This window comes from Pseudomonas sivasensis (assembly GCF_013778505.1).
Taxonomy (GTDB): domain Bacteria; phylum Pseudomonadota; class Gammaproteobacteria; order Pseudomonadales; family Pseudomonadaceae; genus Aquipseudomonas; species Aquipseudomonas sivasensis.
Genome location: NZ_JAAOWU010000002.1, coordinates 207,090 through 227,547 on the forward strand (window position 1 = coordinate 207,090; position 20,458 = coordinate 227,547).

Here is a 20,458-nt window from a genome sequence, read left to right on the forward strand (position 1 = left end):
CAGCAGTAAATGAATACAGCGTCCCCGACTCCTCGCCCCCAGCTGATTTACCTGGTATTCGGCGCCGAGACCTACCATCAGGAAGCCGTATTCAGCATCGCCAGTGCCGTTGCCCAACTGGGCGGGCCTCAGGATATGCCGTTAGACATCCAAGTGTTCAGCGACAACCCGGCCCCGTACCGTGGCTTGCCAGTACAGGTCCACACATTGGACAGCGCCACGCGACAACGCTGGAGCGAACCCCACGGCTACCATTTCCGTACCAAACATGTGCTGTTGCGTCAGGTGCTGGAAACGGCGGAACTGGCGCTGCTGATCGACACCGATACATTTTTCCACGACTCGCCCATGGCATTGTTCGAGCGCGTAACACCGGGCACCGTGCTGTGCAACGCCTTCCAGGCCAAGTATGGCGACAACCGCGAAAGCGTACTGTATGAAGCCCTGGCCAAGTACCTGGCCGACAAAGGCCTCGCCGACGATGATATGTGGCTGCTCAACTCAGGCGTGATGGGCTTGACCCGGCAAGACGCGCACATTCTGGACCGTTCGATCGAGTTGATGGATGAGCTGTTCCCCATGGCTCACGGCGCCTACACCCTCGAAGAGTTCTGCCTGTCAGTAGCCGCGTACCGCACGCTCAACGTGCGCCAGTGCCCGGACCTGATCCATCACTATTGGAGCCGCAAGCAGTTGTTCCGGGCCAAGGTCAAGGCGTGGGTAACCAAGCATGCCGCCGACCCTCTCTGCACCCAGGCCCTGGCCGATACACGCAAGGTCTCCGCCCACCTGCCCCGCCCACCACGCTTGCAGCGCCTGATGTACAAACTGATCACCCTGGCGCTGCCCAAGCGCAAGCAGCAGTTCATCCGTGAGATTCTCTACGGCTGCTACGAGCACGAAAATGAATTCGACAAGGCCTGCGGCCCAGTTTGGTGGGAAAAAGCCCTTCAAAACCAGGAAGAACGCCAGAAATGCCCGGTGGACGCACACCAACTCGAACACTGGTTCGCCAACCCCGTGGTGCGCCTGATTCTGGGGGAGCGACGCGCAGCCATCTATGAACACCTGATGACCTCGCCCACAAAATAGAGCGGCCCGCAGAAGCTTAAGCCAGAGCTTCTCTTTAACGCACGGGCGTCGTAACCTCAGGGCATGCCTGTCATTCTGAAGCTGTTGATCGCCGCGTTTTTCACTTGCCTGAGCCTGGCCGCTTACGGCGAGAAACTGCGCATTGTCACCGAGCCCTGGGCGCCTTATGTGTATGAAGAAGACGGCGCCATGCACGGGCTGGATTACGAAACGACGGTGATCGTATTCCAGCGCCTGGGGGTCGAAGTGCAATGGCAGTTCCTGCCCTGGAAGCGCTGTCTGGCCATGCTTGATCAAGGCCATGCCGATGGCGCGCTGGATATTTTCCACAGCCACGACCGCGACGCCCTGCTGCTGTACCCCAGCGAACCGCTGTCGGAAGTGGAGTTCGTAATGTTCTACGCCAACGACCGTCCGCATCCGGTCCAAAGCCTCGACGACTTGCGTGGCCTCACAGTCGGCACGTCGCCAGGCTACCTGTACGGATTACCCTTCAGCGACTCCACCTTATTCAACCGCGAGCCGGCCCCCAGCCATGAAGCCAACTTCGGCAAATTATTGCTGGGGCGCATCGACCTTGTGATCACCGACCGCCGGGTTGGCCAGCACGTGATCAAGACACTGGGCCTGGAAGGCAAGGTCAGCCAGGCCCCCGTTGTCGTCAGCCGCCAGCAGCAGTACCTCGCCGTACGTCGTGGCGCAGGCATGGACCTGCTGGTGCAACGCTTTGCCGCCGAGCTCAAACGCTTCAAACAGGAGCCGGCCTACACGGCATTGAGCGCCAAATATGGTGGATTCGAAGCGATTACGGCGTCCGGACACACCGTTGAGCAGCAGGAAAGCGGCGCACCGTGATTGCTCTGCTATACTCCGGCCTTCCCGCCAGGCTTACGCCCGGCCGCTGAGGTCTTGAAAAAGGCACCCAACCCCGCTACTGCGCAGCTTTCAGCCCGCGCGAGCCGGTGGAGTGCCCGCCAGACGCAGCAGGACCGGACGGGATTGCGCTCCCCTAAGCGCCATTCACGCCCGGCAAGATTATCCCTTTGGGCCAAGCCCTAACTAAAACAGGATTACTCATGTCCTTTGCTTCCCTCGGTCTCTCCGAGGCTTTAGTCCGCGCCATCGAGGCAGCGGGCTATACCGAGCCTACTCCGGTGCAACAGCGGGCCATTCCCGCCGTGTTGCAAGGTCGCGACCTGATGGTTGCGGCTCAGACAGGTACTGGTAAAACCGGCGGCTTCGCCCTCCCGATTCTGGAGCGGTTGTTCCCCAACGGTCACCCGGACAAATCCCAGCGTCACGGCCCGCGCCAACCACGCGTACTGGTTCTGACCCCTACCCGCGAACTCGCCGCCCAAGTGCACGACAGCTTCAAGCTGTATGCCCGCGACTTGAAGTTCGTCAGCGCCTGCATCTTCGGCGGCGTCGGCATGAACCCACAGGTTCAGGCCATGTCCCGTGGTGTTGACGTGCTGGTGGCATGCCCTGGTCGCTTGCTCGACCTGTGCGGCCAAGGCAGCGTCGATTTGTCCCACGTGGAAATCCTCGTGCTGGACGAAGCCGACCGCATGCTCGACATGGGCTTTGTCCATGACGTGAAAAAAGTCCTCGCCCGCCTACCGGCCAAACGTCAGAACCTGCTGTTCTCGGCAACGTTCTCCCAAGACATCACCGCCCTGGCCGGCAAGCTGCTGCACAACCCGGAGCGCATCGAAGTCACGCCGCCGAACACCACGGTCGAGCGTATCGAGCAACGCGTCTTCCGCTTGGCCGCCAGCCACAAGCGCTCGCTGCTGGCCCACCTGATCACCCACGGTGCGTGGGAGCAGGTGCTGGTGTTCACCCGTACCAAACACGGCGCCAACCGCCTGGCTGAATACCTGGACAAGCACGGCCTCACCGCCGTCGCCATCCACGGGAACAAGAGCCAGAACGCGCGCACCAAAGCCCTGGCTGACTTCAAGGCCGGCAGCGTACGCATCCTGGTAGCGACCGATATCGCTGCACGCGGCCTGGATATCGACCAGTTGCCACACGTGGTCAACTTCGAGCTGCCAAACGTCGATGAAGACTATGTGCACCGTATCGGCCGTACTGGCCGTGCCGGTCGTTCGGGTGAAGCCATTTCCCTGGTAGCACCGGACGAAGAAAAACTGCTGAAAAGCATCGAGCGCATGACCAAGCAGAAAATCGCCGATGGCGACCTGATGGGCTTTGATGCCAGCGCTGTAGAGGCCGAAAAGCCTGAAGTGCGCGAACGTCCTGACGTGCGTAACCCACGCAACCCACGCGGTCCGAAGGGCGATGGCCCGAACGGCGGCGGTGGTGGCGGTGGTCGTCGCGACAAAGGCAAAGACAAAGGCGGCAAGGAAAAAGCGCCAACCAACGGCCGTGGCGAACGCCCAGCCCGCGAGCAGAAGCCTCGTGAAGGTACCCCGGCCCGTGAACAGCGTCAGCCGAGCCAACCGCCGCGCGCTGCAGCCGACCGTGCCCCGGACGAATTCCTCGACGACGACGTGGATAACTTCGGTAACCGCGTCGACTACGTGCCACAGGCCAAACCGGCCCAAGGCCGTGGCCGTCGTCCAGGTGCCCCAGCACAGGGTGCCGGCGCAGGCACTGGTGCACCCCGTGGCGGCCAGCCACAGGGCGCGCGCCAGAACGGTCCGCGCAACAGCAGCGGCGGCACCACCGGCACCCCGCCTGCCAAACGCAGCGGCCCGCGTAGCGGTGCACCGCGTGACGGCCAGGCCCGCCGCGAAGATTCGCGCAGCAACAACCGCCGCCCAGCCCGTGACGACCAGCCTCGTTCGTCCGAGCCAGCCGTGCAAAACCCGCGCGGTGGCCCAGCGCCGAAGATCATCCACAAGGAGTCGAAAGCTGACCGCTTCCCGACACCTGAGCAGTTGGATCAACTGCCAGGCCGCCCTCGTGGTGAAAAACCAGCGCTGCTGACTCGCAACCGCTGAGTTTCAAAGCTCCATAAAAAATGCCCCGCCTCTTTCGAGACGGGGCATTTTTTTGGACTCAACAAAAAAGAATGAGCCCTGCTGTGGGCAGAAATTACTTCTGCTTAACACCTTCCAGCGAGATGTCCAGGTTAACAGTCTGCGAAGACGGGCCCGGGCCTTTGATGCCGAAGTCGTTCAGGTCCAGCGTAGTGGTGGCGTTGAAGCCCGCACGCTCGCCGCCCCATGGATCCTTGCCTTCACCGTTGAAGGTAGCCTTGAAGGTCACAGGCTTGGTCACGCCGTGGAACGTCAGGTCGCCGGTCACGTCAGCAGTTTTTTCGCCGGTGGATTTAACAGCGGTAGATACGAACTTGGCGTCAGCAAACTTGGCAACGTCCAGGAAGTCCTTACTGCCGATGTGCTTGTCACGCTCAGCGTGGTTGGACCACAGGCTGGCGGTTTTCACGTCGACGGCGATTTTGCTGGCTTCAGGCTTGGCGGAATCCCAGCTGAACGTACCATCCCAGTCCTTGAAGGTACCGTGGATGAAGCTGTAGCCCAGGTGGCTGATTTTCCAGTCGATGAAGGCGTGTTGGCCTTCCTTGTCGATTTTGTAGTCAGCGGCCATCACCTGACCTGCAGACAGCAGCGCTGTACCGATTGCCAGAGCGGCGAGGGTCTTCTTCAACATGCTTTATATTCCTTGTGAGTCGAGGTTGAACATCAGGCTTTGCGCCCCAGCATTCGCGTGAGGGTCGCATCACGATCGATAAAGTGGTGTTTCAACGCAGCCACGCCGTGCAAGCCGGCGAAAACCACGAGCACCCAGGCCAGGTACAAATGCACCAAGCCCGCGTTGTCTGCCTGGTCCGGTAGACCGGAAACCACGGCAGGAATTTCAAACAGGCCAAACACCGGGATACCGACACCATCGGCGGTGGAAATCAGGTATCCGGCAATCATCACGGCAAACAGCCCGAGATAAAGGAACGCGTGGCCGAACGCGGCACCGATGCGGGTCAAGCGGCTGTAACTGGCCAACGGCGGTGGTGGCGGGCTGATCAGGCGCCAGACGATACGCACCAGCATGATGGCGAACAGCGTGATGCCAATGCTCTTGTGCAGGTCCGGCGCGTCTTTGCGCCAGGCGCTGTAGTAGTCGAGCCCAACCATCCACAAACCCAGGGCGAACAGACCGAACACAACCAGGGCCACACCCCAGTGCAAAATCATACTGACCCAGCCATAACGGGCCGGTGAGTTACGTAGCTGCATGTACTTAATCCCGTAAGAGCTGCGCCCAAGACTAGCGATTTACCTATCGAATTAAAGCGGAAAATTTTGCTTTGAAATATCGAGAAATACGATCTAGAGCGTATGCACAATAAGTTAACCAAGGATTAAGGACTATCCCTAACAAACGTGACAGTCCGTCCCGCGTTTACTCCGAATTCCCCACAATGGCTTGTGACCCAGGCCTCCATTGCATAGGCTTGCGCGATTGTTTCGCCTGCGCCGTTCGCAGGACCGCTTCGAGGAGATCACCGATGGGCTTGAACAACCAGTGGATGCAACGCGACCTCGCCGTGCTGTGGCATCCCTGCACCCAGATGAAAGACCACCAGCAGCTGCCGCTGATCCCGATCAAGCGCGGGGAAGGCGTCTGGCTGGAAGACTTCGAAGGCAAGCGCTACCTCGACGCTGTCAGCTCCTGGTGGGTCAACGTGTTCGGCCACGCCAACCCACGCATCAACCAACGCATCAAGGACCAGGTCGACCAACTGGAACACGTGATCCTCGCCGGCTTCAGCCACCAGCCGGTGATCGAACTGTCCGAACGCCTGGTCGCGATGACCCCCGAAGGCCTGACCCGCTGCTTCTATGCCGATAACGGTTCGTCGTGCATCGAAGTCGCGCTGAAGATGAGCTTCCACTATTGGCTCAACCGCGGTTTGCCGAACAAAAAGCGCTTCGTCACCCTGACCAACAGTTACCACGGCGAAACCATCGCTGCGATGTCGGTGGGCGACGTGCCGCTGTTTACCGAAACCTACAAGGCGCTGCTGCTCGACACCATTAAGGTGCCAAGCCCGGACTGCTACCTGCGCCCCGAGGGCATGAGCTGGGAAGAGCACTCGCGCACTATGTTCCTGGCCATGGAACAGACCCTGGCCGACAACCATGACACCGTCGCCGCCGTGATCGTCGAGCCACTGATCCAGGGCGCAGGCGGCATGCGCATGTACCACCCGGTGTATCTGAAGCTGCTGCGCGAAGCCTGCGACCGCTACGGCGTGCACCTGATCCACGACGAAATCGCCGTGGGCTTCGGCCGTACCGGCACGATGTTCGCCTGTGAACAGGCCGGCATCCGTCCGGACTTCCTGTGCTTGTCCAAGGCCCTCACCGGCGGTTACCTGCCGTTGGCGGCGGTGGTCACCACAGATGATGTCTACGACGCCTTCTACGACGACTACCCGACCCTGCGCGCGTTCCTGCACTCCCATAGCTACACCGGCAACCCGCTGGCGTGCGCGGCGGCCCTGGCGACCCTGGATATATTCGAAGAAGACAACGTCATCGAAAACAACAAGGCCCTGGCCCAGCGTATGGCAACCGCCACTGCCCACCTGGTCGATCATCCCCATGTGTCGGAAGTGCGCCAGACCGGCATGGTATTGGCCATCGAAATGGTCCAGGACAAGGCCACCAAAACCGCCTATCCGTGGCAGGAGCGCCGTGGTTTGAAGGTGTTCGAGCATGCCCTGGAACGTGGTGCGCTGCTGCGGCCATTGGGCAGCGTGGTGTATTTCCTGCCGCCGTATGTGATTACGCCGGAGCAGATCGACTTCCTCGCCACCGTTGCCAGCGAAGGCATCGATATCGCGACCAATAGCAAGGTCAGCGTCGCCGTGCCAAAAGACTTCCACCCAGGCTTTCGCGACCCGGGCTGATGGTTCCTACCTAAATTCTTCAGAGAACAGACATGAGACTGTCCCGCTTTTTCACCGACACCCCGCTGAGCCTCGGTGACCATGAACTGCCAGAAGCCCAGGCGCATTACATCAGCCGCGTGCTGCGCATGGTCGAGGGCGACGCCGTGCAATTGTTCGACGGCTCCGGCCTGGAGTTTCGCGGCACATTGCTGGAGGTCGGGAAAAAACGCGTCACCGTACAACTCACCGAAAGCTTCACGGGCCAGACCGAATCGCCGCTGCACATCCACCTTGGCCAGGGCCTGTCCCGGGGCGAGCGCATGGATTGGGCAATCCAGAAAGCCACTGAACTGGGGGTCAACGAAATCACCCCGATTTTCAGCGACCGCTGCGAAGTGCGACTCAAGGACGAACGCGCTGACAAACGCCTGCTGCACTGGCGCCAGGTGGCGATCAGTGCGTGCGAGCAATGCGGGCGTTCGACGGTGCCGGTGATTCACCCACCGCTGTTGCTGGCGGACTGGCTGAAGCAGGTCGAGGCGGATCTGAAGCTGGTGCTGCACCCGGTGGCAGAGCCGATGGTCAGCCATGCCAAGCCTGCGAGCCTGGCGTTTCTGATCGGGCCGGAAGGCGGGTTGACGGACAATGAAGTCGACACCGCCCAAGCCGCCGGCTTCCATGCCGCCCGTCTCGGCCCACGGGTGCTACGTACCGAGACCGCGCCAGTGGTAGCGCTGGCCGTCGCCCAACAACTCTGGGGCGACTTCTAGCCCACAGCTGCAAAAACGACCGTAATGTGGGAGGGACTTGCTCCCTCCCACATTACGATTGAGTTACCCCTTCTTACTCCACCGGATCACTCACCGGCTTGGCAATAATCGCCTTCAACTCGCTGGTCATCGGGAATTCCAGGTTCAAGCCCTTGGGCGGAATCGGCTGTTCAAACCAGCGCTGGTAAATCCCGTTGATCTCCCCCGAGCGGTACAGGTCGCCGAGGGTCTCGTTGACCACCGCAAGAAACTGCGGATCGTCCTTGCGCACCATGCAGCTGTAGATCTCCCGCGACTGCTCCTCGCCCACCACCACCCATTTGTGCGGGTCCTTGGCTTTGGCGCGTTCGCCGTAGAGGAGCGCGTCGTCCATATAAAACGCCACGGCGCGGCCCGTCTCCAGCATCTTGAACGCTTCGCCATGATCCTTTGCGCTGATCACGAACATATTGGTTTTGTGCTCGGCGTTGTAGCTCTTGAGAAAACGTTCGTTGGTGGTGCCGGCAGTGGTCACCACGTTCTTGCCGGCAAGGTCGGTGAAGCCTTTGATGCCGCTGTCTTTAGCCGTCAGCAACTGGCCTTTCACATAAATAACCCATAGGAAAATGCCACCTGCTTCTGGCGCTCGGCGGTCACTCCGGTGGAACCGCATTCCAAGTCAACGGTGCCGTTCTGCACCAGCGGAATTCGCGTCTGGGACGTCACGAGGTTGTACTTCACCTTGAGGTCGGCCACTCCGGTTTTCTGCTGGATGCGCTCGACGATCTTGCTCGACAGGTCCACCGAATAACCCATGGGTTTGCCGCTGTGATCCCCCACATAGGAAAACGGCACCGACGCATCGCGATAGCCCAGGGTGATGGACTTGGCGTTGGCGATCTTGCTCAACGTGCCGTTCAGCGCCGGTTCATTTGCCTGAACCTGAGCCCCAAACAACAGCCCCACGGTACAACCGGTCAACAGGATTTTTTTCATTGTTCTACTCCGTTGGTTATTTACGTACAGCGATGACACTGATTTCCACCAACACACTCGGTCGCGCCAGCTCCGCCTGCAGGGTGGTTCGCGTGGGCGCCATCCCCGGCGACAGCCACGCCGACCACACCTCGTTCATTGGCGCAAAACCGGTGCCGATGTCTTTGAGGTAAATGGTCGCATTGAGCAGATGGTCCTTGTCGCTGCCCGCCTGGGCCAGTAACCCGTCGATTTTGGCCAGCACTTCGCGGGTTTGTGTCGCGACATCCTGACCGTCACCCGGTACCTGACCCGACAAGAACACCAAGTCCTTGAAAGTCACGGCACCAGAAAGACGCTCGTTGCTGCTGATTCGATTGATGGTCATGGTTACATCCTCAAGCGGCGCGGGGCGTCAGGCCCTGCATATCAATGGAAAGGGCGTGCCGACCGATCAGCTCGGCCAACAGTTGGCCGCTGCCGCATGCCAGGGTAAACCCCAGGGCGCCGTGGCCCAGGTTCAGCCACAGGTTGCGATAAACGCTGGCGCCAATCAGCGGCACACCGGTAGGCGTGGCCGGGCGCATGCCGGCCCACTCGACCGCACGGGCATAGTCGCCGCCCAGAGGGAACGTCTCGACCGCCTGGCGCTTGATCAGGGCCAAACGCTTGGGCTCCAGGCCCGCGTCGAAACCGACGATATCCACCATCGCCGCCACCCGCAGTTGTTCGCCGATGCGCGCGTAGACGATCTTGCGGTCGTAGTCGGTGATGCTCACATTCGGCGCCTGGTGCTGCGGGCCAATCGGCACGCTCAGGCTGTAGCCCTTCAGCGGATACAGCGGCAGCGAAAGCCCCGGCAACCCCAACTCGGCGCTGCGATACCCCGCGGCCAATACCAGGTGCTGGACCGGCATCACTTCATCCGCCAATTCGATGGCTTGTACCGCGCCGTCCGCGTGACGAATCCCGGTCACCTTGCGCCCCAACAAAAATCGGCAGCGCCCAGAGGCCTCAAGCCGCGCCGCCAATCGTTGGCAGAACGCGTGACAGTCCGCGACTTCCTCGTTCGGCGTGTAGATGCCGCCGACAAACCCATCGCCCGCCAGCGCAGGCTCCAGCCGCGCGCAATCGGCGGCGGACCATACCTGCTGCTGCAAAATATCCGTGACCTTGCTGCGCGCATGCGCGAATGAACGGCTATCGCGGAAAGTCACCAGCTTGCCATTGCGCCGCCAGTCGAAACCGTCCAGGTGGTCATCCTCGCGCCATTGCTGCAACGTGCGTTGGCTCAAGGAGGCCAAGCGCAGCAGGTGCTCCGCATTACGCTTATTCACCGAACCTCGGCATGCGCCGATAAACGCCGCCATCCAACGCCATTGCTGGGGATCGAGGCGTGGGCGCAATTTCAACGGAGAGTCACCGCGCACCAGCCAGCCAAGCGCTTGCAGCGGCACTCCGGCATCAGCCAACGGCGCGACATAGCGGTAGGACAGTTGCCCGCCGTTGGCGAAACTGGTTTCGCTGCCCAGTCGGTCGCGAGCGTCGATCACCGTCACTTCATGGCCGGCACGCACCAGCGCATACGCACTCGCCAAGCCAATGACTCCACCGCCAATGATGCAAACCTGCCTGGCCATCCCCGCCCCCTCGCCATCGATTAAGTAGGCTCAAGCGTAGGGGCAGGTGACAGGCCGCCGACAATGAATAAAGATGGCTCACCTATAAACAAAGGTTATGGACTTGCCATGCGCCTGCGTCATATCGAAATCTTCCAGGCAATCCGCCAGACCGGCTCCGTCAGCGCCGCCGCGCAATTGCTGCACGTGTCGCAGCCGGCAGTAACCAAAGTGTTGCAGCACGCAGAGCTGCAACTGGGCTTCCCATTGTTCCTGCGCGTACGCGGCAAGTTGCAACCCACGCCGGAAGCACTGGCGCTGGAGAGTGAAGTGGAGAAAGTCACCGCGAGCCTGCAAGGGGTGCGGCGTCTGGCCAAGAGCTTGCGTCGTGCGCCGGGGCAAAGTGTGCGCATCGGCGCAACCCCCGCCCTGGCACTGTCGCTGCTGCCGCCGGCGATTCTGGAATGGAAGCGCGACTATCCGGACATGGCCTGTGAACTGTCCAGCGACCACAGCCGCGAACTGGTGCAAAAGTTGTTGATGCGCGAGATTGATCTGGCACTGACGCTCAACTTCTCCGGCCATCCAGGGTTGACCACCCAGGTGTTGGCCAACGGTGTGCTGGTGGCGTTGGCGTCCAAAGGCTATTGGCCGGAGACTGAGCTGCATCAGCCCCTGCCATTGGCCGACTTGGCGGGCGCGCCGCTGATTGGCCTGTCCAGCGCCGACCCGCTGGCGGCAAAACTCGACAGCTACCTGGAGAATGTCGACCCTGCGCCCCGGGTGACGATCTCGGTGCAAACCTATTCGCTGGCGCGCGCGATGGTGGAGTCCGGCGCGGGGTTAACGGTGATCGACCCGTTCACCGCGCTGGGCGCCTCCACGGCCACCACTTGCATCCGCACGCTCACCCCGCCGCTGCCGATCACCCTGTATGCCCTGACCCGCGCCGACGGACCGCCGCCGCATATGCTGGCCAATCTGCTGGAGATCTTGGGCAAGCGGTCATGCGAGTTGTTGGGACGCCTCTAAAGACATCGCCCCTCTCACATTCAAAGCACGTAATGCATGATCGCCACAAAGTGCAGCAGGCTGCCGCCGATCACAAACAGATGCCAGATCCCATGGGAATGCCGCAGGCGGTCCTCCAGGGCAAAGAAAATGATGCCCACGGTGTACAACACCCCGCCCGCCGCCAGCCAGGTAAACCCCGCCGTCCCCAGCGCGGCGATCAACGGCTTGACTGCCACCAGCACGATCCAACCCATCACCGCATAGATCACAATGGACAGGATGCGCGCCTCAGAGCGCGGCTTGATCTCTTGCAGGATACCAATCACCGCCAGCCCCCACACGATGCCGAACAGCGTCCAGCCCCACGGGCCGCGCAGGGTCACCAGGCAAAACGGCGTGTAGCTGCCGGCGATCAACAGGTAGATCGAAAAGTGATCGACCTTCTGCATGATCTCTTTTCGCCGACCTTGCACGCTGTGGTACACGGTCGACGCGCTGTACAGCACCATCAACGTAAAGCCGTAAATCGCCACGCTGACGATCTTCCAGGGGCTGCCATCCAGGCTCGCCACCACCAACATCCACACAGCGCCAATACACGCCGCGACTGCACCGAGCAAATGGCTCCAGGCGTTGAATCGTTCCCCGTGGTACATGTGTCACCGACCTCCTGTAACCGTTAACAGCTGGCGGCAAGCCTCCCGCCTTGGGCATAAGAGTGCAAGCGTCGCATGACGTTCCGGCGACGCCGCGCGGTTTTGCGGGCACAATCGACGGCATTCGAACAAGAGCCCACGGCCATGCTGATCGACGAAGAATTCACCCTCAAAAAGCTGGAAATCTTCCTGGCGTTCATGCGCACCGGCAACCTGGCCCGCGCCGCTGCCGAACTGCAAACCAGCAATGTCAGCGTGCACCGCGCCATCCACTCGCTGGAAAATGCACTGCGCTGCCCGCTGTTCAAACACGAGGGCCGCAACCTCACCCCGCTGGAAAGCGCCTACGTCCTCGAAGAGCGCGCACAGAAACTGGTGGCCGATGTGGTCGACAGCGTGCGCCTGACCCGCGAAGCCGCCGGCTTCTCGGCCGAGCGCTTCAAGTTGGGCTCGCTGTATTCGCTGACGGTCAAGACCGTGCCGCAACTGATCATGGGCCTGAAGATTCGTCGCAGCGAGCTCAATATCGACCTGATCCTGGGTTCCAACTTCGACCTGCTCTACAAGCTCAAGAACATGGAAGTGGACGCGATCCTGATCTCCCTCGATGAACAGGCCAACGACCCCGACTGCGAGCAGATCGCGCTGTTCTCCGACGACATCTTCCTCGCCACTCCGGCGGATTCACCTTTCGACCGTGATCACGAAATCGACCTGGCCGACGTGCGCGACGCTACCTTCATCACCCTCACCCAAGGCTTCGCCACCCACCAGGATGGCAACCGAGTGTTCAAGCAAGCGGGGTTCGAGCCGAAGGTGGCGATGCAGGTCAATGACATCTTCACGCTGTTGAGCATGGTCAGCTCAGGCGTGGGCTATGCGTTGTTGCCGGGACGGATTGCGGCGGTGTATGAAAACCGCGTGAAGCTGATACCGCTGCAAGCCAGGTATCGGTTGCAGCAGCAGATCGGCGTGGTGTTTCTGAAGGCCAAGGAACGTGACCCAAATTTGCTGGCGTTGTTGGCGGAGTGTCGGATGTACGCCAATCGGCAGGCTTGAGATAGCCATCGGGGGCAAGCCCCCTCCCACACTTGAATGTGTTCACAATTCAAAATGTGGGAGGGGGCTTGCCCCCGATGAGGCCCAACCAGACAACACAACTTCCAAAGCTAGCCAACCAACCCACGCACAATGAAGTACAGCAGCGAAGGCCCAAGCAAACACCCAAGCCCGGTGTGGAACGTGGCCGTCAATGCACCATAAGGCACCAACCGTCGGTCCGTTGCCGCCAGCCCAGCCGTCACGCCGCTCACGGTGCCGGCCAAGCCACCAAACACCATCGCCGAACGCGGGTTATCCAAGCCCATCCAACGCGCCGCCACCGGTGTACCGACCATCACCAGGATCGCCTTGATCAACCCGGTCGCAATGGACAGCGCCATCACATCCGAGGTCGCGCCAATCGCCGCACCGGTCACCGGGCCGACGATGTAGGTCACGGCACCCGCGCCGATGGTGGTCATGCTGATCGCGTCGCGATAGCCAAACACCCAGGCCATGCTGGCGCCGACGATAAACGGCAGGATCGTGCCCAGCAGCAGCGCAATCACACCGATCATCCCGGCCTTGCGCGCTTCGGTGGCTTGCACCTCAAACGCCGTGGCAACGATGGCGAAGTCGCGCAGCATCGCGCCGCCCATGAGGCCGATACCGGAGAACAGCGCCAGGTCCGCCAGGCCTTTTTGCCCGCCGGTAATGGTGCCGCCGACCCAGGCCAGGATCAGGCCGATGACGATGGCAATCGCCGAGCCATGGATACGCCCGAACGTCAGGCGCTTGGACAGCACCACAGAAACCCACATCACCACGCCAACAAAGGCAAACGCGGTGATCAGGCCGTTATGTTCCAAACCTTTTTCGATGAGATCCCACATATCAGCGACCTCCCGCAGGCACGATCAGCGGCTCTTCGGCGGGCAGAGGCTCGCCCTTGTGGGTACGGCTGATCAAGGCAATGGTGCAACCACAGACCACCACCGAACCAATGGCCGCCAGCACCGCGACCGGGCCGCCGTGCAAGGCGGTCACGACGTTTTGTTGCGCGGCCATCGCCACCACCACGGGGATATACATCGCGCCCCAAAAGCCGACGCCCATCTCGCATTCCTTGGTCATGCCGCCGCGTTTTTGCATCCACAGGCGGGCGCAGATCAGCAGGATCATGGCGATGCCCACCCCGCCCACGTTGGATTTGACGCCAAGCAACACGCCGAGCATGTCGCCCATGATCACACCTGCAAGCGTGCAGATCGCCAGCAATGCCACACCGTAAATAATCATTGTTGTTGTCCTCGAAGTGCTCGATCGAAATTGTTGTTTTTGTGATTCGACAGCCTTGGGTAGTGCTTTATCGGTGGCGGCGCTCCTCCTCTTCCAGCAGGGCCTGCAAGGTATCCAGGCGTGCGCCTTCACAGGCGATCACCGTGCCTTGTTCGAACACGCGGCGTGACAGGCCGGTGAGCACGGCGCCCGGGGGCAGTTCGATTTGCAGGCGCACGCCGCGCTCATAGGCGCTTTGCAAGGTGCCGCGCCAGTCGACAACGCGGCACATGTTGAAGGCCAGGTCGTCGCAAAGGTGTTCGGGGTTGTGGATCGGCCGCGCGCGGGTGCTGCTCAGGTAGGTGATGCGCGGCGCCTTGAGCGGGACAAACGCCTGGGCCAGGGCCTCGGCCGGTTGCTCCAGCAGCGCGCAATGGGACGGCACACTGACGGCCAGGCGCTTGGCGATGCCATTGCCCTTGATGCGCGCGGCAACACGCTTCATGGCATCGTCGCTGCCGGCGATCACGCTCTGGTTATCGGCGTTGATATTGGCCAGGTATACCGGGGTTTCGGGGCTGTGGATGTCGGCGAGGATGTTTTCGACGGTGGATAACTCCACGCCGATGATCGCGGTCATGCCGTAGCCGCGTGGATAAGCGCTTTGCATCAGTTGGCCGCGCAGGCTCACAAGCTTTACCGCATCGGGAAAATCCAGCGCACCAGCGATGACCGCAGCCGGATAGGCACCGATGGACAGGCCCGCCACGTAATCCGGGGTGCGATCCAACAGACGGGCGTGGGCAACGCCGGCAATCAACAGGCACAGCTGCACGGCGCGGGTACTGGCCAGGGCTTGCGCGGAATCGAGCAGGCGCGCGTCTTCGCCCAGGGCATCGCTGGCTTCGGCCAGGATGTCGGCAGGCAGCGCCTGGAGCATGCCCGTGCGCTGGGCGCCCTGCCCCGGAAACACCAGCAGGCTGCTCATGCCACATCCTGCCAGGGGTCGATTACAAGGTGCGCACCGCTGGTGGTTTTGAGTAATACGCGGCGGGATGGCCCGGCCCACTCGCGCAACGCGACGGCGCCGAACGGGGTTTGCAATTGCAGGTCTACGCTGCACACCGCCTTATCCAGTCGTTCCAGAAGAGCCCGCGCGTCATTGCGATCCAGCGGCTCAGGCGCGCGCAGGATCAAATCCAGATCACTCTCAGCATGCAGCGCCTCAATGCCGGTCGCCAACTCAAAACCCGCACTGCCGCTGACGCCCCAGCTTGTCTGGGCCAGCACCGGGCGCAACTGCTGCAATGCGTGCAACGCAGGTAAATCCCGCGTCGAGATCACGGCGCGCAACGCCTCCGGCACCACACGCCGACGCACCGCTGCAATCGGCATCACGGCGGCAAAACGCTGTTCGCGCAAACGTCCACGCACGCCGACCGCCACCTGGCCCGGCTCGGCGAGCGCGCGACGCACCACTACCGGGTGACCGGCGCTGATCGCGTCCACCGCCCAGGCCGGTGCGTCAACGGGCAGATGCGCCGGGGTCATGCCCCAGAGCAGGTCGTGCGCGTTCACCATTGCTCCCGCAACAACTCGCGCACGTGGCTGGAAGCGGTGCGATTAGTGGCGCCGAGGCGTCCGCTCAAATCGGGTGTGCCAATGTCCTTGATTGCACTCGCCAGACATTCACTGACCCGCACCACATCGTCCGCTGTCGGTTGTTCAATCTGGCTCACCGACAAGGTCTCCCACAGCAATCCGAGGCTGGCATAGCTGTCGATGTCATAGGCCATGGGCGGCACGCTGGCGGCCAGGGCTTCCAGCTCTTCGACACTGCGCAGGGTCACCCGCGCAGCCGAGGCCTTGCCCATGGCGTGCACCATCACACCAGGATCGCGCAGGGCGATCAGGCGGTTGGCTTGGTAACCGTGGGCCAGGAACGCACCGGACATGGCCTTGCCCACCAGCAGCGCAATCACCGGGTGGCCGGCGAGGCGAGCGCGGGCATAGCTGTCGGCGGCAGCGGCCAGGGCCTGATGGATGCCGAGGGCTTCTTCGCGACGGCCGTAGGCTTGGCTGGGCACATCGACGATGGCGATGAGCGGGCGCTTGTCGCCGCGGGCGATGGCTTCATCGACGGCCTTGGCCAGGCCCCAGCCTTCGAGCAGGCCGACTTCGCCATTGCGCGCCCGAGGGAAGCGGTTTTGCGCGTCAGTCACCACGGCGACAAAGCGCACCTTTTGCTCACCCAATACACCGTCGGCAACCCTCAGCGACGCGGGAAAACCGTCTACAGGTGGAGCGCCGGCGCTCAATGCGTTGAACCACTGCAAACCTCTCATGAGCGTTCTCCTTGATACAGCTCGCGTACCGTCGCCGGGTCGATTTGCGGTACGGCGTCCAGCTCGGCCAAGCGTGTGAGGTAATAATCAGCCTGGCGACTGCGCTGTTGGGCGGGCACGCCTTGCTGCAGCAACGCGCTGACCGTCTGTTGGATCTGCGCCACATCGTCGGCCACGTAACGGTCGGCCAGGCCGCTGTTGAAACGTTGCTCGCCACCCGTGAGGCTCCAGATAAAGGGACGGTCGCGGGAGTCGTATTCTTCCAACCCGGCTTCCTGTTCGATCACCTGCGGACCATTGAGGCCCAGGCGCGCTTCGCGGGTCACGACGAGGTAGCTGCACAGCCCGGCCGCGATGGACATGCCGCCGAAACAACCAACGCTGCCCGCCACCACGCCGATCACCGGCTGGTACTGGCGCAGGTCGACAATCGCCGCGTGTATATCGGCAATTGCGGCCAGGCCGAGGTTGGCTTCCTGCAAGCGTACGCCGCCGGTTTCCAGGAGCAGCACCGCGCGGGTCGGGATGCCCTTGCGGTTGTCTTCAGCTGCCAACTCCAGGGCGCCAGCGATTTTCGCGCCGCCCACTTCACCGAGGCTGCCGCCCTGGAAGTTGCCCTCAATGGCTGCAATCACCACAGGCAAGTCGCCGATACTGCCCTTGGCGATCACCACCCCGTCATCGGCCTGGGGCACCACACCTTGGCGGCTGAGCCAGGGCGACATGACCCGCTGGAACGGGTCAATCAGTTCGCGAAAGGTGCCGGCATCCAACAAGGCCTTGGCCCGCTGCCGCGCACCCAGTTCCACGAAGCTGTGTTTAGCGAGCAAGTCAGTCATGGCCGATCTCCTCGAAACCCTGCTCCAGGCGCAAACGCACCACGCCGGGGGTGGCGCCGAAGTCGTGGATATCAATGTTCAGGGCGGGTGGTGTCTGCTCTTGGAAGATGCGTTCGAACAGGTGCTGCCAGCGTTGTCCGGCGCCATTCACCGAGGTCTGTACTTGAATGGTCAACGTGCCGGCCGTGCCCGGCTCCAGCAGCACTTCCAGGTCGCCCGAGCCGACGCAACCCACCAGCGCACGGCCTTTTGGCGGCTGCCCGGCGGGGAATTCAAAGGATAAGGTTTCCATCACAACGCTCCGTCGAGGCGGTCGATAAACAGGCAGGCGGCCAACAGGTCGGCGGCGCCACCGGGGGAGGCATTCAGGGCCAGCAGTTGGTGGTCCAGCTCATGCAGTTGGCGGCGCCCGGCGAGGCTAGCGCTGCCGCCAGCATCGAGCACGGCCTGAGCGCCGCGCTGCATGGCATGCAGGCCTTCCAGGCCGGCGCGATAGAGCACGCAGGTGTCGGCCAGATCGGTCATGATCGCGAGCAAGGCGTCCAGGCGTGCGTTCTGTTCGCCGGCGTTTTGGCGGCGACTTTTGTGCAGTTGCGGCAGGCCGCGCTGCATCACCGAGGGGAAGCCAAGCTGCGCTTCTTCACGGGCACCGCGCGCGCCGTAGCGTTGCGCGACCTGGGCGCCGTGGCTCAGTGGCTGTGGGGCGTAGCGGTCGTTGAGCAGGGCTAATCTGGCCGCGTTCAGCGTTACAGCGCGGGGCTCCAAGGCTGCCGCAGCAGTGAGCAAGCCGAGCGCCCAGATCGCGCCGCGATGGGTATTCACACCCTGAGTGGTGGTGAGCATCGCTTGCTCACCCTCACGGCCAATACGACCGAGGGCTTCGCGCAGAGGCAAGCCGACCTCACCGATTTCAATCGCCGCTTCGGCCATTTCCTTGAACATCGGCCATAACGACAGCGCCGAGGCGTGCATAAGCCCCAAGTGCAAATCACTGTGGGCGCCGTTGCCGCGACGGTCCACCAGGGCGGGTTTAGGCGACAGGTCCGCTTCATCGATCAGCGCATCGACGGCCATATCCGCCAGGCGATCCGCAAGACTGAGTTCATGCAGTTTGAGAGCGCGCATTTACCAGCTCCTGAATTTGGCGGGCGGGTTGTACAGGCCACCGGACCACTCCACCAGGTCGGCCACGCTCTTGGCGGCCAACAACTCGCGGGTGGCGTCGGTGCGGCGGATGCCCAAGTCTTCGGGCAAGGCGATCAGGCCTTCGCGACGCATGCGTGCTGTGTCCTTCGGGTTATGGCGCATGCCGATGGCGGTCACCCCGGCGACGGCGGCGATCATCGCCTGGCGTTCTTCCAGGGAGCGCGCCTTGTACAGGTAGGCAATGCCTTCTTCGGTGAGCAGGTGGGTGACGTCGTCACCGTAAATCATGATCGGCGCCAGGGGCATGCCGCTTTTGCGTGCCACTTCCACGGCGTCGAGGGTGTCGACGAAGGTGGGTTTGCCGCCTTCCTGAAAGGTCTCGACCATCTGCACCACGAGCTTTTTGCCGCGTTCCAGCAGCGCAACCGGCGCATCGTCGTGGCGCATATCCAGCCACGCCGGCGTGCCATGGCGGCGACCGCGCGGGTCATGGCCCATGTTCGGCGCCCCACCGAAACCGGCGAGGCGGCCACGGGTAACGGTGCTGGAATGGCCGTCGCCGTCGACTTGCAGGGTGGCGCCGATAAACAGGTCCACTGCGTACTGGCCGGCCAATTGGCAGAACATGCGGTTGGAGCGCATCGAACCGTCGCGGCCGGTGAAGAACACATCCGGGCGGGCGGCGATGTAGTTCTCCATGCCCAGCTCGGTGCCAAAGCAATGCACGCTTTCCACCCAACCGCTTTCGATGGCGGGGATCAGCGTGGGGTGCGGGTTGAGGGTCCAGTTGCGGCAGATCTTGCCCTTAAGGCCCAGGGATTCGCCGTAGGTGGGCAGGATCAATTCGATGGCGGCGGTGTTGAAACCGATGCCGTGGTTGAGCGATTGCACATTGTGTTTTTCGTAGATGCCACGGATCGCCATCATCGCCATCAACACATGCACCGGTTTGATATGGCGCGGGTCGCGGGTGAACAGCGGCTCGATGTAGAACGGCTTGTCGGCCACCACCACAAAATCCACCCAACTGGCGGGGATGTCGACGCGAGGCAAATCGGTGACGTCATCCACCAACTGGTTGACCTGCACGATCACGATGCCATCGCTGAACGCGGCGGGTTCGATCAGCGCCGGAGTGTCTTCGGTGCTGGCGCCGGTGTAGATATTGCCGGCACGGTCGGCCATGAAACCGGCGGAGAGCACCACGTTGGGGATCAGGTCCACCACCAGCCGTGCATAGAGTTCGATGTAGGTGTGGATCGCGCCGATTTCCAGCAGGCCGTCTTCCAGCAACTGGCTGATGCGCAGGGATTGGGTGCCGGCGAAGGAGAAATCCAGCTTGCGGGCGATGCCCTTTTCAAACAGGTCCAGGTGCTCGGACCGCCCGACACTGGGCATGATCATGTGCAAATCGTGAAGCTTGGCCGGGTCGGCCTTGGCCAGCGAGCGCGAGAGGAAGTCGGCTTGCTTCTGGTTATTGCCTTCCAGCACCACGCGGTCGCCGGGGAGGATCAGCGCCTCAAGCGCCTCAACAATCTTGTCGCTGGGCAGCACCGCGCCGTCTGCGTACTTTTTGACCAGCCCGAGCCGCCGCTGCTTCTCGTCGCGCCGCCGCGTCCAGCGCGAGTCGGGGGTTATTGTTGTTGTCATGGTCGCTCCACGAGGTTAGCTGTCGTGAGGCTTACCTTAGGAGTGAATCCGGGAGCCATCAATCAAGCTTAGCGATGGATCGTTACGGTTAGAGTAATGGAACACCTGCAAACACTGACCTGAGCCCAAAGAAGATCAACATGTGGGAGGGGGCTTGCTCCCGATGG

21 protein-coding genes and 1 pseudogene are annotated in these 20,458 nt (G+C 62.0%); 7 read left to right on the forward strand and 15 right to left on the reverse strand.

The annotated features are described in order from the left end of the window. Positions 1–9 precede the first annotated feature (9 nt). The 3 genes from G9Q84_RS04465 to G9Q84_RS04475 all read left to right on the forward strand — a co-directional run bounded on the left by G9Q84_RS04465 (position 10) and on the right by G9Q84_RS04475 (position 4,061). On the forward strand, positions 10–1,092 hold the full coding sequence (locus G9Q84_RS04465; protein ID WP_032884073.1) for a hypothetical protein: 1,083 nt from the start codon (positions 10–12) through the stop codon (positions 1,090–1,092). 63 nt (positions 1,093–1,155) lie between these two features. Next, positions 1,156–1,947, forward strand: a complete 792-nt coding sequence (locus G9Q84_RS04470; RefSeq protein WP_032884074.1) for a substrate-binding periplasmic protein — start codon at positions 1,156–1,158, stop codon at positions 1,945–1,947. Positions 1,948–2,168: 221 nt separating this feature from the next. Next, on the forward strand, positions 2,169–4,061 hold the full coding sequence (locus tag G9Q84_RS04475) for an RNA helicase RhlE2 (protein WP_032884076.1): 1,893 nt from the start codon (positions 2,169–2,171) through the stop codon (positions 4,059–4,061). Between the two features lie 94 nt (positions 4,062–4,155). On the opposite strand, the gene G9Q84_RS04480 is transcribed toward G9Q84_RS04475, so the two are convergent. After that, positions 4,156–4,734: a YceI family protein gene (locus G9Q84_RS04480; RefSeq protein WP_095185113.1), complete on the reverse strand. Its 579-nt coding sequence runs from the start codon at positions 4,732–4,734 to the stop codon at positions 4,156–4,158. A 32-nt stretch (positions 4,735–4,766) separates the two neighbouring features. Next, positions 4,767–5,318, reverse strand: a complete 552-nt coding sequence (locus G9Q84_RS04485; protein WP_032884081.1) for a cytochrome b — start codon at positions 5,316–5,318, stop codon at positions 4,767–4,769. 272 nt (positions 5,319–5,590) lie between these two features. On the opposite strand from G9Q84_RS04485, the gene G9Q84_RS04490 reads away from it, so the two are divergent. Together G9Q84_RS04490 and G9Q84_RS04495 are read left to right on the forward strand one after the other, a co-directional pair. After that, positions 5,591–6,997 (forward strand): adenosylmethionine--8-amino-7-oxononanoate transaminase, encoded by a 1,407-nt coding sequence (locus G9Q84_RS04490; protein WP_032884084.1) that lies wholly within the window; start codon positions 5,591–5,593, stop codon positions 6,995–6,997. A gap of 32 nt (positions 6,998–7,029) precedes the next feature. After that, positions 7,030–7,749 (forward strand): 16S rRNA (uracil(1498)-N(3))-methyltransferase, encoded by a 720-nt coding sequence (locus tag G9Q84_RS04495; RefSeq protein ID WP_032884087.1) that lies wholly within the window; start codon positions 7,030–7,032, stop codon positions 7,747–7,749. Positions 7,750–7,822: 73 nt separating this feature from the next. Here the strand turns inward: G9Q84_RS04495 and G9Q84_RS04500 are convergent. From G9Q84_RS04500 to G9Q84_RS04510, 3 genes and pseudogenes are all read right to left on the reverse strand, one after another. After that, a pseudogene (locus tag G9Q84_RS04500) lies at positions 7,823–8,724 on the reverse strand (transporter substrate-binding domain-containing protein). A 16-nt stretch (positions 8,725–8,740) separates the two neighbouring features. Next, entirely contained in the window at positions 8,741–9,091 is a 351-nt protein-coding gene (locus G9Q84_RS04505) for a RidA family protein (protein ID WP_032884091.1), read from the reverse strand. A gap of 10 nt (positions 9,092–9,101) precedes the next feature. Next, positions 9,102–10,343 carry a D-amino acid dehydrogenase gene (locus G9Q84_RS04510; RefSeq protein ID WP_095185116.1) on the reverse strand — a complete coding sequence of 414 codons (1,242 nt, stop codon included), beginning with the start codon at positions 10,341–10,343 and terminating at the stop codon, positions 9,102–9,104. Between the two features lie 108 nt (positions 10,344–10,451). On the opposite strand from G9Q84_RS04510, the gene G9Q84_RS04515 reads away from it, so the two are divergent. Next, the gene (locus G9Q84_RS04515; protein ID WP_181642952.1) at positions 10,452–11,354 is read left to right on the forward strand and encodes a LysR family transcriptional regulator; all 903 of its coding nucleotides are present in this window, start codon (positions 10,452–10,454) and stop codon (positions 11,352–11,354) included. A 20-nt stretch (positions 11,355–11,374) separates the two neighbouring features. Here the strand turns inward: G9Q84_RS04515 and trhA are convergent, their stop codons facing one another. Further along, entirely contained in the window at positions 11,375–11,992 is a 618-nt protein-coding gene (gene trhA / locus G9Q84_RS04520; protein ID WP_032884097.1) for a PAQR family membrane homeostasis protein TrhA, read from the reverse strand. A 144-nt stretch (positions 11,993–12,136) separates the two neighbouring features. Between trhA and G9Q84_RS04525 the strand changes: the two genes are divergently transcribed. Continuing rightward, positions 12,137–13,051, forward strand: coding sequence for a LysR family transcriptional regulator (locus G9Q84_RS04525; protein WP_032884099.1), 915 nt, complete (start codon positions 12,137–12,139; stop codon positions 13,049–13,051). A 110-nt stretch (positions 13,052–13,161) separates the two neighbouring features. Here G9Q84_RS04525 and madM read toward each other — a convergent pair whose 3' ends face one another. The 9 genes from madM to mdcA form a co-directional block, all read right to left on the reverse strand. Further along, on the reverse strand, positions 13,162–13,926 hold the full coding sequence (gene madM / locus G9Q84_RS04530; RefSeq protein ID WP_181642953.1) for a malonate transporter subunit MadM: 765 nt from the start codon (positions 13,924–13,926) through the stop codon (positions 13,162–13,164). Between the two features lies 1 nt (position 13,927). Beyond that, positions 13,928–14,332, reverse strand: coding sequence for a malonate transporter subunit MadL (gene madL / locus G9Q84_RS04535; RefSeq protein ID WP_027606068.1), 405 nt, complete (start codon positions 14,330–14,332; stop codon positions 13,928–13,930). 67 nt (positions 14,333–14,399) lie between these two features. Further along, positions 14,400–15,299 carry a malonate decarboxylase subunit epsilon gene (mdcH, locus tag G9Q84_RS04540; protein ID WP_181642954.1) on the reverse strand — a complete coding sequence of 300 codons (900 nt, stop codon included), beginning with the start codon at positions 15,297–15,299 and terminating at the stop codon, positions 14,400–14,402. Continuing rightward, positions 15,296–15,892 carry a malonate decarboxylase holo-ACP synthase gene (locus tag G9Q84_RS04545; protein ID WP_181642955.1) on the reverse strand — a complete coding sequence of 199 codons (597 nt, stop codon included), beginning with the start codon at positions 15,890–15,892 and terminating at the stop codon, positions 15,296–15,298. Before G9Q84_RS04545 ends, mdcH begins: the two co-directional genes overlap by 4 nt. After that, positions 15,886–16,656, reverse strand: a complete 771-nt coding sequence (gene mdcE / locus G9Q84_RS04550; protein ID WP_181642956.1) for a biotin-independent malonate decarboxylase subunit gamma — start codon at positions 16,654–16,656, stop codon at positions 15,886–15,888. Before mdcE ends, G9Q84_RS04545 begins: the two co-directional genes overlap by 7 nt. Further along, positions 16,653–17,495, reverse strand: a complete 843-nt coding sequence (locus tag G9Q84_RS04555) for a biotin-independent malonate decarboxylase subunit beta (protein ID WP_032884108.1) — start codon at positions 17,493–17,495, stop codon at positions 16,653–16,655. Before G9Q84_RS04555 ends, mdcE begins: the two co-directional genes overlap by 4 nt. Further along, positions 17,488–17,787: a malonate decarboxylase subunit delta gene (locus G9Q84_RS04560; protein WP_181642957.1), complete on the reverse strand. Its 300-nt coding sequence runs from the start codon at positions 17,785–17,787 to the stop codon at positions 17,488–17,490. Before G9Q84_RS04560 ends, G9Q84_RS04555 begins: the two co-directional genes overlap by 8 nt. After that, the gene (locus G9Q84_RS04565) at positions 17,787–18,620 is read right to left on the reverse strand and encodes a triphosphoribosyl-dephospho-CoA synthase (protein WP_122756286.1); all 834 of its coding nucleotides are present in this window, start codon (positions 18,618–18,620) and stop codon (positions 17,787–17,789) included. Before G9Q84_RS04565 ends, G9Q84_RS04560 begins: the two co-directional genes overlap by 1 nt. Then, complete coding sequence (gene mdcA, locus G9Q84_RS04570) at positions 18,621–20,291, reverse strand: malonate decarboxylase subunit alpha (protein ID WP_122681977.1); 1,671 nt, start codon at positions 20,289–20,291, stop codon at positions 18,621–18,623. Between the last annotated feature and the right edge of the window lie 167 nt (positions 20,292–20,458).

Excerpts from the sequence above, each read along its gene's own strand:
- G9Q84_RS04465 (WP_032884073.1), top strand. The coding sequence starts at position 10 with ATGAATACAGCGTCCCCGACTCCTCGCCCCCAGCTGATTTACCTGGTA.
- G9Q84_RS04470 (WP_032884074.1), top strand. The coding sequence starts at position 1,156 with ATGCCTGTCATTCTGAAGCTGTTGATCGCCGCGTTTTTCACTTGCCTG.
- G9Q84_RS04475 (WP_032884076.1), top strand. The coding sequence starts at position 2,169 with ATGTCCTTTGCTTCCCTCGGTCTCTCCGAGGCTTTAGTCCGCGCCATC.
- G9Q84_RS04480 (WP_095185113.1), bottom strand. The coding sequence starts at position 4,734 with ATGTTGAAGAAGACCCTCGCCGCTCTGGCAATCGGTACAGCGCTGCTG.
- G9Q84_RS04485 (WP_032884081.1), bottom strand. The coding sequence starts at position 5,318 with ATGCAGCTACGTAACTCACCGGCCCGTTATGGCTGGGTCAGTATGATT.
- G9Q84_RS04490 (WP_032884084.1), top strand. The coding sequence starts at position 5,591 with ATGGGCTTGAACAACCAGTGGATGCAACGCGACCTCGCCGTGCTGTGG.
- G9Q84_RS04495 (WP_032884087.1), top strand. The coding sequence starts at position 7,030 with ATGAGACTGTCCCGCTTTTTCACCGACACCCCGCTGAGCCTCGGTGAC.
- G9Q84_RS04505 (WP_032884091.1), bottom strand. The coding sequence starts at position 9,091 with ATGACCATCAATCGAATCAGCAGCAACGAGCGTCTTTCTGGTGCCGTG.
- G9Q84_RS04510 (WP_095185116.1), bottom strand. The coding sequence starts at position 10,343 with ATGGCCAGGCAGGTTTGCATCATTGGCGGTGGAGTCATTGGCTTGGCG.
- G9Q84_RS04515 (WP_181642952.1), top strand. The coding sequence starts at position 10,452 with ATGCGCCTGCGTCATATCGAAATCTTCCAGGCAATCCGCCAGACCGGC.
- trhA (WP_032884097.1), bottom strand. The coding sequence starts at position 11,992 with ATGTACCACGGGGAACGATTCAACGCCTGGAGCCATTTGCTCGGTGCA.
- G9Q84_RS04525 (WP_032884099.1), top strand. The coding sequence starts at position 12,137 with ATGCTGATCGACGAAGAATTCACCCTCAAAAAGCTGGAAATCTTCCTG.
- madM (WP_181642953.1), bottom strand. The coding sequence starts at position 13,926 with ATGTGGGATCTCATCGAAAAAGGTTTGGAACATAACGGCCTGATCACC.
- madL (WP_027606068.1), bottom strand. The coding sequence starts at position 14,332 with ATGATTATTTACGGTGTGGCATTGCTGGCGATCTGCACGCTTGCAGGT.
- mdcH (WP_181642954.1), bottom strand. The coding sequence starts at position 15,299 with ATGAGCAGCCTGCTGGTGTTTCCGGGGCAGGGCGCCCAGCGCACGGGC.
- G9Q84_RS04545 (WP_181642955.1), bottom strand. The coding sequence starts at position 15,892 with ATGGTGAACGCGCACGACCTGCTCTGGGGCATGACCCCGGCGCATCTG.
- mdcE (WP_181642956.1), bottom strand. The coding sequence starts at position 16,656 with ATGAGAGGTTTGCAGTGGTTCAACGCATTGAGCGCCGGCGCTCCACCT.
- G9Q84_RS04555 (WP_032884108.1), bottom strand. The coding sequence starts at position 17,495 with ATGACTGACTTGCTCGCTAAACACAGCTTCGTGGAACTGGGTGCGCGG.
- G9Q84_RS04560 (WP_181642957.1), bottom strand. The coding sequence starts at position 17,787 with ATGGAAACCTTATCCTTTGAATTCCCCGCCGGGCAGCCGCCAAAAGGC.
- G9Q84_RS04565 (WP_122756286.1), bottom strand. The coding sequence starts at position 18,620 with ATGCGCGCTCTCAAACTGCATGAACTCAGTCTTGCGGATCGCCTGGCG.
- mdcA (WP_122681977.1), bottom strand. The coding sequence starts at position 20,291 with ATGACAACAACAATAACCCCCGACTCGCGCTGGACGCGGCGGCGCGAC.